This is a genomic window from Winogradskyella marincola (genome assembly GCF_029624125.1).
In the GTDB taxonomy this organism is placed as follows: Bacteria; Bacteroidota; Bacteroidia; order Flavobacteriales; family Flavobacteriaceae; genus Winogradskyella; species Winogradskyella marincola.
The window spans coordinates 117710-129694 of the sequence record NZ_JARSBN010000009.1; the positions used below are offsets into that span (position 1 = coordinate 117710).

14 protein-coding genes are annotated in these 11985 nt (G+C 31.8%); 6 read left to right on the top strand and 8 right to left on the bottom strand.

Annotated features, from left to right (window positions below; all coding sequences use genetic code 11):
* Positions 1-9: 9 nt before the first annotated feature.
* Genes P7122_RS14600 through P7122_RS14615 form a run of 4 tightly spaced genes read left to right on the top strand, consistent with a single transcriptional unit; the run spans position 10 to position 2629 of the window.
* Positions 10-939 carry an aspartate carbamoyltransferase catalytic subunit gene (locus P7122_RS14600; protein ID WP_278006536.1) on the top strand — a complete coding sequence of 310 codons (930 nt, stop codon included), beginning with the start codon at positions 10-12 and terminating at the stop codon, positions 937-939.
* Between the two features lie 3 nt (positions 940-942).
* On the top strand, positions 943-1275 hold the full coding sequence (locus P7122_RS14605) for a ribonuclease Z (RefSeq protein WP_278006537.1): 333 nt from the start codon (positions 943-945) through the stop codon (positions 1273-1275).
* 1 nt (position 1276) lies between these two features.
* Complete coding sequence (locus P7122_RS14610; protein WP_278006538.1) at positions 1277-1708, top strand: hypothetical protein; 432 nt, start codon at positions 1277-1279, stop codon at positions 1706-1708.
* Positions 1709-1711: 3 nt separating this feature from the next.
* Entirely contained in the window at positions 1712-2629 is a 918-nt protein-coding gene (locus P7122_RS14615) for a ribonuclease Z (protein ID WP_278006539.1), read from the top strand.
* Here the strand turns inward: P7122_RS14615 and P7122_RS14620 are convergent.
* From P7122_RS14620 to P7122_RS14635, 4 genes are all read right to left on the bottom strand, one after another.
* Positions 2536-3024: a hypothetical protein gene (locus P7122_RS14620; RefSeq protein WP_278006540.1), complete on the bottom strand. Its 489-nt coding sequence runs from the start codon at positions 3022-3024 to the stop codon at positions 2536-2538. The genes P7122_RS14615 and P7122_RS14620 overlap by 94 nt on opposite strands.
* Before the next feature lie 49 nt (positions 3025-3073).
* On the bottom strand, positions 3074-3988 hold the full coding sequence (locus P7122_RS14625) for an alpha/beta hydrolase (protein WP_278006541.1): 915 nt from the start codon (positions 3986-3988) through the stop codon (positions 3074-3076).
* A 76-nt stretch (positions 3989-4064) separates the two neighbouring features.
* Positions 4065-4985, bottom strand: coding sequence for a helix-turn-helix domain-containing protein (locus P7122_RS14630; protein ID WP_278006542.1), 921 nt, complete (start codon positions 4983-4985; stop codon positions 4065-4067).
* 94 nt (positions 4986-5079) lie between these two features.
* Positions 5080-5493 (bottom strand): hypothetical protein, encoded by a 414-nt coding sequence (locus P7122_RS14635; protein WP_278006543.1) that lies wholly within the window; start codon positions 5491-5493, stop codon positions 5080-5082.
* An 82-nt stretch (positions 5494-5575) separates the two neighbouring features.
* On the opposite strand from P7122_RS14635, the gene pdxH reads away from it, so the two are divergent.
* The gene (pdxH, locus tag P7122_RS14640; RefSeq protein WP_278006544.1) at positions 5576-6223 is read left to right on the top strand and encodes a pyridoxamine 5'-phosphate oxidase; all 648 of its coding nucleotides are present in this window, start codon (positions 5576-5578) and stop codon (positions 6221-6223) included.
* A 189-nt stretch (positions 6224-6412) separates the two neighbouring features.
* A complete protein-coding gene (locus tag P7122_RS14645) occupies positions 6413-6910 on the top strand; it encodes a CAP domain-containing protein (protein WP_278006545.1) in 498 nt (165 codons plus the stop codon).
* A 57-nt stretch (positions 6911-6967) separates the two neighbouring features.
* Here the strand turns inward: P7122_RS14645 and P7122_RS14650 are convergent, their stop codons facing one another.
* The 4 genes from P7122_RS14650 to P7122_RS14665 all read right to left on the bottom strand — a co-directional run.
* Positions 6968-7573 (bottom strand): hypothetical protein, encoded by a 606-nt coding sequence (locus P7122_RS14650; RefSeq protein ID WP_278006546.1) that lies wholly within the window; start codon positions 7571-7573, stop codon positions 6968-6970.
* A 72-nt stretch (positions 7574-7645) separates the two neighbouring features.
* Positions 7646-9547, bottom strand: coding sequence for an OmpA family protein (locus P7122_RS14655; protein ID WP_278006547.1), 1902 nt, complete (start codon positions 9545-9547; stop codon positions 7646-7648).
* A gap of 12 nt (positions 9548-9559) precedes the next feature.
* Positions 9560-10495: a PorP/SprF family type IX secretion system membrane protein gene (locus tag P7122_RS14660; protein WP_278006548.1), complete on the bottom strand. Its 936-nt coding sequence runs from the start codon at positions 10493-10495 to the stop codon at positions 9560-9562.
* 11 nt (positions 10496-10506) lie between these two features.
* Positions 10507-11985, bottom strand: a 1479-nt coding sequence (locus tag P7122_RS14665; protein ID WP_278006549.1) for a T9SS type B sorting domain-containing protein, incomplete at its 5' end; no start/stop codon positions are given.

The following is an 11985-nucleotide window of genomic DNA, read 5'->3' on the forward strand; positions in this document are numbered from 1 at the left end:
TAAAAAAAGATGAGTGAACTAAGTGTTAAACACTTATTAGGAATAAAATATCTTAACAAACAAGATATAGATCTTATTTTTGAAACAGCAGATCAATTCAAAGAAGTTATCAATAGACCTATTAAGAAGGTGCCTTCACTTAGAGACATTACTATTGCTAACCTGTTTTTTGAAAATTCTACACGTACCAAGTTGTCGTTTGAGCTAGCAGAAAAAAGACTTTCGGCAGATGTTATTAACTTTTCAGCATCTCAATCTTCGGTAAAAAAAGGTGAAACTTTAATAGACACAGTAAACAATATTCTATCCATGAAGGTAGATATGGTAGTTATGCGCCATCCAAATCCAGGAGCTGGTGTGTTTTTGTCTAAACATGTTAATGCTAGCATAGTTAATGCTGGAGATGGAGCACATGAGCATCCTACACAAGCTCTATTAGATTCGTATTCAATAAGAGAAAAATTAGGTACTGTTAAAGGAAAAAATGTAGTTATAGTTGGTGATATTTTACATAGTAGAGTAGCACTTTCTAATATATATGCTTTGCAACTACAAGGTGCTAATGTAATGGTTTGCGGACCAAAAACCTTAATACCAAAATATATAAAAGATCTGGGAGTAAAAGTTGAAACCAACTTAAAAAAGGCTCTAGAATGGTGCGATGTGGCTAATATGTTGCGTGTACAGAACGAGCGAATGGATATAAGTTATTTTCCAACAACTCGCGAGTATACACAGCAATTTGGAGTTAATAAAGAACTTTTAGATAGTTTAAAGAAAGAAATTGTAATAATGCATCCTGGTCCTATAAACAGAGGTGTAGAAATTACAAGTGATGTAGCTGATTCTAAACAAGCCATAATTTTAGATCAGGTAGAGAATGGAGTAGCAGTAAGAATGGCTGTAATCTATTTATTGGCTTCTAAAATAAAACAGTAGGTTATGATTGTAGATAGAGATGGAAATATTACCATTATTACACAAGAAAAAGCTTCGGTAAAAACCTTAGTTAATAATATTGAACAGGCTTACGATAAATATAAAAGCAACCATATAATAGTTAATTTATCTAGTTTTGATAAAATTAATTTAGAAGATATTATAGAGTTTTTGCGACTTAGCAATAATCATAGAGGCGATAAAAAATCGTTTGTTATAGTGTCAGACAAAGCAGATTTAGATCAAATGCCAGATGAGATCGTTGTAGTACCAACACTTCACGAAGCTTATGATATTATAGAAATGGAAGATATAGAACGCGATTTAGGATTTTAATTTGAATAATGAAGCTATCATACTAAAAGAAGAGAGAATCTTAGATTTTATTTGGTTTTTTATTCTTTTGATGGTTTTTGGTATAATTTCTATTTCATTTGAAGGTCTTTTTGAAAAAGAAGCACATAATAAAGCTTTTGATTTAATAATTGCTTTTTTGTTTTTTTCTATACTTCATATGACTCGCATATCATTTATTAAAGATGGATATTTAGTTAAAGGAGTAAAATTATCATCACTTATTTTCAACAAAAAAAAGATATTAGTTACAGATATAAAGAAGGTAGAAATTAATCAGGATCTTGAAAACTATTTTGTGATTTCTGCAATTCATTATAATAACACTAGCTTTGAAATAAAGAAAATACCTAATAAAAATCCAGCACTAAAAGAGTTAGATTTAATTAGAACATATTTGAATTTAAATCCTTAAAATTTGAAACTTACAATTCTAGGCTGTCATAGTGCTACACCACGGACCAATACAAATCCTACATCTCAGGTTTTAGAGATAAAAAACCATATGTTTCTTATAGATTGTGGAGAAGGTACTCAAGTAGAGTTGCGTAGAAATAAAATAAAATTCAGTAGAATTAAGCGTATCTTTATTTCTCATCTTCATGGAGATCATTATTTCGGATTGGTAGGTTTGGTAAGCACATTTCGTCTACTAACTCGCGAAACAGAGCTTCATGTATATGGACCAAAAGGTATTAAGGAGATTATAACTCTTCAGTTAAAGCTTTCAGATTCTTGGACAAATTTTCCGTTGATATTTCATGAACTCACCTCAAAAGAGTCTGAACTAATCTTTGAAGATGATAAAGTAGAAGTCTATACGATACCTTTAAAACATCGTATTTATACCAATGGTTTTTTATTCAAAGAGAAAAAAAATGAACGAAAACTAGATATTAATGCGGTTTTAAACGCTAACATAGATAAAGCTTATTATCAAAAATTAAAACAAGGCGCTGATGTTGTTAATGAGGACGGTTTACTTGTTAAAAACGAGTCTGTAACAAAAGAGCCAATTCCTTCTATGAGTTATGCTTATTGTAGTGATACAGTATACAACGAAGCGATTATACCTGTTATTAATAATGCTACAGTGCTATATCATGAATCTACATTTTTAGATAAAAATGAAGATTTATGTGAGCGAACAAAGCATAGTACAGCAAGGCAAGCAGCTACTATAGCAAAAATGGCTAATGTAAAAACTTTAATACTTGGACATTACTCAACACGCTACAATGGCTATGAAGATTTTCGTCTAGAAGCAAAATCTGTGTTTGATAATGTATTATTAGCCAAAGACGGTAAGTTCTTTACTTTTGAGCCTTCAGTGTAGTTTGTTGCCCAATATAAAGCTTCTGGCAAAGACGTAAATCTAAATACCTTATTCTTTATAATAATTTGCTCTACCACTGCTAGTCTATGACTTTTTTCATTATAAGATATTAAAGCACATGCTTTTAAGATAGGGAATTCGTGATCTAGAATGTTAAAAACTACAGGTTCTGTAGAGTAAGAATTAACTCTGTTAGAGATGCATACAATTTTAGCATCTTTTCCGTAAAAATTAGTTAATTCCTGAAAAATGATTTTTAATTTATTGTAACTAAGATGAACTCCTTCGTTGATTTCAGCCACATAAAATTTCTTAAATAAATAAAAATTTCCAAAAGGTAATTTAAGTTTAAAATTACTGTTTTCCTTGTAGTAACGCGTTAATTCAATTTTCATAGTGTTTTCAATTTGGGTTATTAATTAATAGAGTAGGTGTTGTGTTTTTCTAATTCATATTTTTCTCAAACCATTTCCAGGCGTATTCTACAGCCTTGTTTACTTCGGTTTCTTGGTCATAAAAGTTAAATTGGTGGTTAGGGGTTTCTAAATCTGTTTCTATCCATATAAGTTGCTTTTCTGGTATTTGTAAAGCGTCATAAAATTTCTTAACGTTATTTGGTAAAAAAGCACCATCAGAATGTACCAATAGTACAGGTTGACTTATGCTGTTAGCATATGCTATAGGGTAAGTAGTTAACCATTCTTCCCAACTAGCTACCGCAAATTTGGTGTCATTCCATTCATCTATAGCACCTCTATCAGAATCTAAATAATAGTCGTAAGATTTGTGCATCGCAGCTTTTTTATCTGTTTTAGATATTGCAGGTATATAGTCTACTTCTCCAGTGTTAGCATATTTTATTTTGGCATTTTGAGCAGCCTTTATTTTAGCATTTATTTCATCTTCGCCTCCGTAAAAATCTTTCAAAGTTTCTTTGTCATGTAACCAAGAAGCTATTGATACTACTGTTGAAATTCGCTCATCTTCTGAAGCAGCAATTAGTGTGTACATTGCACCTGCAGAAATGCCTAATACACCTATATTATCGTTACTTATAGATTTATGATTATATAGATAGCTTACGGCGTTTTTAATATCTTCTTTTTTTAGTTTTGGACTTTCGTAAAAACGAGGTTGTCCTTCACTTTCACCAAAATTTCTAAAATCAAAAGCTAGAGTTATGTATCCTTTTTGGGCCAACTTTGAAGCGTAAAGCCCAGCCATTTGTTCCTTTATAGTAGTCCAACTACCAGAAACTATGATGGCTGAATACTTATGTGTATCATCGAAGTCTTTGGGGTAAAAAAGGTTGCCTTTTAGGTTAAGGCCATTACTTTTAAAAGTAATTTTTTTATACATACTTTTTTTTGTTTTTGTAAAATTCTAATAATCAGAATGTTTAAAAGAAATAAAAACAAATAAAAAAGTATAAAAATCAAATATTATGATTTTTTCTATAGCTGTTTGGGGTTTTTTTTGTTGCTCTTTTGAAGAAACTACTAAAGTTGTTAGGAGATTCATAGTGAAGCGAATAGGCAATTTCTTTTACGCTTAGATTAGTGTTTATTAACCTAGATTTAGCCAAATTAATAATATGTATTTGTATTAATTGCTTTGCAGTTTGTCCTGTAATTTGTTTTACAATCCTATTTAAGTGATTAGGATGTATACTTAGTTTATCTGCATAGTAGGAGGTAGAGTGTGATTTTGAGCTAAGGTTAGTATCGCTATTGTTAAAAAAAGAAGTATCTATGAGTGTTTGAAATCTTCCAAGAATTTTTAAATCAGTTTTTCTAACTTCTTCAGATACATGTAATGTGGTATCAACTTTTCTAAAATATCGTTTTATGTAGTTTAACAGAAGTAAAACATTAGATTCTATGATATGAAATTTATCATCATGATTACTGTGGTACTCTTCAAAAATGTCGTCATATATTTCAATGACTTCGTCAACCTGTTTTTGTTCAATTTCTAGCGGTATATCCTTTTCAATTTTCAAAAAAGGAAACCTGTTTAAGATATTGTTTAATGCAGGTGATTTAGATATAAAATCTTGATTAAAAATAATATAGTAGCCTTCCCAATCTGGTAAAATATCCCAATATAATATTTGAAAAGGCGAATTAAAAAAAATAGCATAACCCTCAGGAAAATCTGTATGATGACCAGAAACAGCCTTTCCACCACCTGCTATTTTTAATGCTATGGCAAAAAACTCGTGCCTAAATGGAGGCTGTTTAAGGTTAATAGTTTTCATATTATCCTTAAACCTTCTAATATCAAACTCAGAGTGCTTAGGTCTAGATATCCCAATCCCCTTACAATACTCTTCTATAGTTTTGTAATGATCCATTATACAGATGATTTATAATATAAAATGAAGGGGAATTATATATTATAAGTATAGTGATTTTTTTTTACAAAACCAAGAAAATGAGAAACTTATGTTAATTGAATTCTTCTAATTGTTGTACCCAATTTATTGCTTCTCCAAGGCTATGAGCTCTCTTTAAAGGTATAGAGGCCAATTGCTTTTCAATATTAGCATTCATAAAAGAGGAGTCTCTATAACTAACTATAGAGGCTGCTATTAAAATACTATCATCTTTATCAAAATAAGACCAAAGTACAGGATCTATAGAGTATGAATGTATACGATTGGCAATGTAAGCTAGGGTTTTGTGGTTACCGTAATAATCTCTTAAAGATGTTAGTAGATCGTTAAGTTTGTCCCAGTTAAAATGTTCACCTTCATTAACTTCTAATATAAAAAAATCATCCAAGAGATAATAAGTGCCAAATTTTGATACAACTTTATCGTATTTAAAGTTTTTTGCAAAATCAGAATCTTCAAAGTGCATGTTAGGGGTTTATTAAATATAAGGTATCCAAATCTACACTTTTTTTGATAGAAACAAAATATTGATTTAACTTCGTATAACTATGGAAAAAGACTTAAGTAATTACAGAAAATCTTACGAAAAAGGGGAACTATTATTAAGAAATGTTTCAGATAATCCTATAGAATTATTTAGGGATTGGTTTGTAGATGTTGATACTAATTTTAATGTAGATGAAGCTAATGCTATGACAATATCTACCATAGGATTAGATGGTTATCCTAAGAGTAGGGTAGTGCTGCTAAAAAAGTATAACCATGAAGGTTTTATATTCTATACCAATTATAATAGCGAAAAAGGAAAGGCAATTACTAACAACCCAAATGTCTGTTTATCGTTTTTTTGGCACGCAGCAGAGCGACAAGTTATAATTAAAGGTAAAGCAGAAAAGATTGCCGAAAACTTAAGTGATGGCTATTTTGAATCGCGTCCCAGAGGTAGCCAATTGGGAGCTATAGCATCTAACCAGAGTGAGGTTGTAGCCAACAGAGAAGAGCTTGAAGAAAAGTTGAAATTAATAGAACTACAGCATCAAGGAAAAGAAATTGAAAGACCAAAACATTGGGGAGGCTATATTGTAAAACCAATAGAAATTGAGTTTTGGCAAGGTAGACCTAATAGATTACACGATAGAATACGTTACCAATTACAAGAAGATTATAATTGGAAAGTAGAACGACTATCACCTTGATTTTTTATCGACGAAATGCGTTTTATTGACGACTAAGTCACAATTTTTTACATTCAAAAGTGTATTTCATCGATATTTTGCATAAAAAATCGACAAAATACATGTTTTTAATCGATTTTAACATTTACTTAACATATAGACGTAATTAGACTGTTAAATTAGTAATCCCAAACCTAATTTAACCTACTTATGAAAGCTAAAAAGCTATTGCCTTTAATGGCTATCGTTGCCCTCTTAAGCTTTACATCGTGTTCTACAGATAGTGCTGCTGAGGAAAAAATTAATTCTATTGAAGTGCCTGTTGCCCCACAGGCTAAACAAATAGAAATAGAAATTATGGAGCTTATAAATGCTCATAGAATTACTGAAGGTCTCAATCCATTAAATTATCATAGTACTGTAAAAGCAGTAGCATCTACTCATACAGATTACATGATTGAAGTAGACAATGTATCTCACGATAATTTTTTTCAAAGAAAACAGAGTTTACAAATTAATGCAGACGCCAATATTGTAACAGAAAATGTTGCTTATGGTTTTAGTTCTGCAGATTCAGTTGTAAACGCGTGGTTAAATAGTCCAAGCCACAGAGAAAATATAGAAGGCAATTTTACAGATTTTGATATCTCTGCCGAAAAAAATAATGAAGGCAAATGGTACTTTACTAATATCTTCATTAAGCGCTAGACCGCAATAAAAGTTGATTAATAGCCCCTAAGAGCCATGACAATAGTTGTGGCTTTTTTATTTTGCTTTCACTATGTTCTCAAATTTGATTTTAGAATTCAAATTGTTATTTAATATGATACTTTTAATATTAGTTCTCTCAACATTGATGTCATTTAATCTATTGTTGTAACTGAATTTAAAACTCATATCAAATAAGCAGTTGCAATAGCAATGAGATCCATAGGCGTTATAGATTATGTTTAACGTATCATTATTAATAATTTCTGCTTCACATAAAAATTCTGAACAGCAATTTTCAACAGCCTTAAAAGTTATTGTAAAAGAATCTTTAGTAAACGTAATACTGTCTATTTTTTTTTCAAACTCATATACACCTTCATCTGTTTTTGAGTTATCACATTGAGATATATTTATTGCATTGAGTATATACCCATTTTCCCATTTAAGATTATAAAGTTTTTCACTATTATCAAGTATCTGATTTCCTTTAGGATGAATAACCTTCTGTTCTTTTATTATATTAAGAGTATCAATCATTACTTTTTTCTCAGATTTTTGAGAAGCGGTAATAGTGCTATTGGTATTACTATCACAATTTATTAATACAGTGATTATTACTAATAGTTTAATGAGTTTATTGTTAATTAAATACTTAACCATTAATTTTTTATTTAAAAGTAAAAAAGCAAGCCCAAATGAGCTTGCTTTTTAGATATAATTTTGAGGGTAAAATTATTCGGTTACAATATAGAAATAAGAACGTCTGTTTAATTGGTGTTCTTCTTCTGTACATTTTACTCCATTAGAGCATTTGTTGAGTAATTGAGATTCTCCGTAGCCAATAGCGCTTTCAATTCTGTTAGCATCGATGCCTCTGGATATAATGTAATCTCTGGTAGATTTTGCACGTCTGTCTGATAACTTCATATTATATTTATCACGACCACGACTATCTGTATGAGATTCAATTTTAATGATCATAGTAGGATGCTTACGCATTACATCTACAATGTTTTCTAATTCGTATTGTGCATCTGTTCTAATATTCCATTTATCAAAATCAAAGAATATAGGGTTTATTACAATTTGATTATCTATAATTAACGGCTCTAAACTTAAATCTACAGTATTAATTTTTTCGTCTACAGTAGATGTAGCAATTGTTTTTTGATCGTCTTTATAATCTGGTTTACTACCTATTACAGTATATGTTTTATCACAATCTACTGTAAACGTGTATTCGCCACTGTCTTTGGTAAAGTATTCTTCAACAATCTTACCAGTTTTATCTACTAATTTAACAGTAACACCAGATAGAATAATATTAGTTTTACTATCTCTTGCGGTTCCGGAGATAACTTCTTTACATTCTTTAGCATTAAAGCTATAGATGTCGTCACTACCTTTGCCACCTGGTCGGTTAGATGAGAAGTAGCCTTGTTCGGTTTCAGAATTAATAAAGAAAGCAAAATCATCGTAACCACTGTTGTAAGGTGCACCTAAATTTTCAGGATCATTGCGTAAGCCTTTTAGAACGTCTGATTTAAAAATATCTAAAAGTCCTAAGTTTAAGTGACCATCAGAAGAAAAGTAAAGCGTACTATCTTTAGATACATAAGGAAACATTTCGCGTCCTTCCGTATTTACTTTTTCGCCTAAATTTTCTGGTTTGCCGTATGAGCCATCTTTGTTAATTGTAACAGCATAAATATCGGATTGTCCTAAACCACCTTCGCGATCAGATACAAAATATAAAGTTTTGTTATCTGGGCTTAAAGCAGGATGACCTGTTGAAAATACTTCATCATTAAATGGAAGCTCTACAACATTGGTCCATTGATTATTTACTAATGTAGCTTTGTAAAGTTTTAAATGGGTAGTCCCTTTTTTATCGTATTTTATTCGATTACGTTTGTTAACGTTATCTCTTGTAAAATACATGGTTTTTCCATCATTTGTTATAGCTACTGAAGCTTCGTGGTATTCTGTGTTTATATCTTCAGAAAGTTCTGCTGTAGCTCCGTAGGTAGCAACGCCACTGTTATCAGTTATAGAGACTTTATACAAGTCTAAAAAAGGTTCTTTATTCCAACTGTATATTTTTCCATCACCACCTCTCGCTGAGGCAAAGTAGAGCTTATCTTCATAGATATAAGATCCAAAATCAGAGTTCTCAGAATTAAAATCTAAGTTTTCAACCTTAACAATAACATCGTTTTTAGACGTTAATTTGGCGTATAAGTCTACTTCATCAGGATTATAACCTTTTAGTCTGCTATCGCCTTGTTGTGCAGCACTTAGTTCTTTAAACCATTTGTCTGCTTCTTCGTATTTTCCAATACTTCTAAGCGACTGTATGTATTTATATAAATACTCAGTATCTATTTTTTTATATTCCTTTAAAGCTTCGCCATACCAATATGCTGCTTTTTCAGAATTAGAGTTGTTGTAATAAGCATCTCCAAGGCGCGTAAGAACGTGAGCACTATTGTCTCCGTTTTCAACAGCCTTTTCATAGAGTTCTATGGCTTTTATATAGCCATAATTATCAAAGAATTTATCAGCTAACTTCGTTTGCGCATACGATAACGAACAGCTGAGAATAAGTATTAGAACTAGTATTCTTGTTTTCATAATGCGATTCTTTTAGAAGTATCTTGGTGATTTTATACGTTTGCTTTTAAATACTTCAAACATCAATAATACCTCGTGTGTTCCACTTGTGTATGGTCTTATATCAGAAATAGGATACTCGTAAGCATAACCAATTCGTAATTGTTTTGATACTTGAAAATCAGCTATGCCACCTATTGCTGCTGCATTTTCATTAATTCTATAACCTCCACCAATCCAAAATGTTTCATTGAATAAGAAATTAGCAGAAATATCAAATGATAATGGTGCTCCATTAGTAGCTTTTAGTAAAACTGAAGGCTTTAATTTTGTTGTTTCACTTAAATCAAATACATAACCACCAGTGACATAGTAACTAATACGTTCTAAAGCAATATAATCTATTTGACCTTGGCGACCATTATTGTAGTCTGTGTTTAAAATTCTAGGTGCAGAAAGGCCAACATACCAGCGTTGCGAGTGCCAATACAATCCAGCACCAACATTTGGACTCCAACGGTTAGACACATCATTAAAGAATGGATCATTAACAACAGAAGGGTCGTTTAATAATTCCTCATCTAAATTGTAATGTGTAAAACCACCTTTAATACCAAACGCTAATTTAGAATTTACACCAGTTTGAATGGTATATGAAAAGTCTCCGTAGATATAAGAAAAGTTTTCATATCCTAGTTTATCATTAATGAATGATAAGCCTAAACCAATCTTTTCATTCCTTAACGGAGTATGAATAGAGAGGGTTTGGGTTTCTGGTCCACCTTCTAATCCAACCCATTGGCTTCTATGCAAGCCAACAGCACTGAATGTTTCTCTACTACCAGCATAAGCCGGATTAATAGAAATGGTGTTAAACATGTATTGTGTAAATTGAGGTAGCTGCTGTGCAAAGGCAGCTGAAACACCTAATATAAATATTACAATACTTAATGATTTAGATAACTTCATCTCGGTTAAGTTTATTTGTCAGTTGCAACGTAGATAGGACCTGCAAAAGGTTTCAATCCACTATTTTTTAAATTAATAATGTAGTAGTAAGTTCCGGTTGGGACTTTTCCAGAGTTTCCTACAGACGATCCATGTGCATCTCCATTCCAATCGTTTTGGTAATTGTTGTTTTTGTAAATCTCAGCTCCCCAACGATTAAAAATTTGAAGCTCAACAACAAATCCACAGTCTTCAACACCACTAATGGTAAAGAATTCATTAAAACTATCTCCATTTGCTGTTACAGTTTTAGATATAACCACATCTTCAGCACCACACGGTAAAACCACGCAATCATCATCTATTGTTACGTTAACTTCAACTTCTGCTGGACATGTGCTTTCAGTAATAGAATACATAAAGGTATAGATGCCAACATCTACAGACGAAGGGTCAAATACACTTCCATCTATTATAGCATCTCCAGACACTACAGTCCATGTACCATCTGTGCTATAGTCTCCAGATAACAATTCGAATAAATCAAATTCAGAGTCTAGTACACAACGGTTAGCATCAAATGCAGTAATAGTATTACTAATTTCTACGTTAATATTTTGAGTAAAAGTTGCCACATTACCACAATCGTCAGTAACTGTCCAAGTTCTAACTATTGAATAATCTTCAAGCTCATTAGATTGATTTGAATCTTCATTAAAAGAAACACTAATATTGTTAGAGCAGCTATCTTCAAATACTAATTCTGGTACTCCTGGTACATCATCGCAATACGCAGTAATGTTATCATCTAAAGGAGTAAGCAGAGTAGGAGCAGTTGTGTCTTGTACTGTTATAATTTGTATGTGTAATGTTTCGTTGCCACATGCATCACTAGCTATCCATGTACGTTCAATGATATAGTCGCCAACACAAGCGCCATTTGTAATTTCTTCTTCAAAAGTAACAGTAGCATCACCACAGTTATCGTTAGCTGTTAAAGTTTCAGCAGTAGGAACTGCATCACATTCAACAGTAACATCTGTAGGAAGTGCTTCGTTAAATGTTGGTGCAGTTGTATCCTGAACAGTGATTGATTGCGAATGAACAGTTTCATTACCACAAGCATCAGCAGCAGTCCATGTACGAGTTAATGTGTATGAATTATCACAAGTACTATTTGTAATTTCTTCTTCAAAAGTAACAGTAGCATCACCACAGTTATCGTTAGCTGTTAAAGTTTCAGCAGTAGGAATAGCATCACATTCTACAGTTACATCTGTAGGAAGCGCTTCGTTAAACGTTGGTGCTGTAGTATCCTGAACAGTGATTGATTGCGAATGAACAGTTTCGTTACCACAAGCATCAGCAGCAGTCCAAATACGAGTTAATGTGTACGAATTATCACAAGTACTATTTGTAATTTCTTCTTCAAACGTAACAGTAGCATCACCACAGTTATCGTTAGCTGTTAAAGTTTCAGCAGTAGGAATAGCATCACATTCTACAGTTAC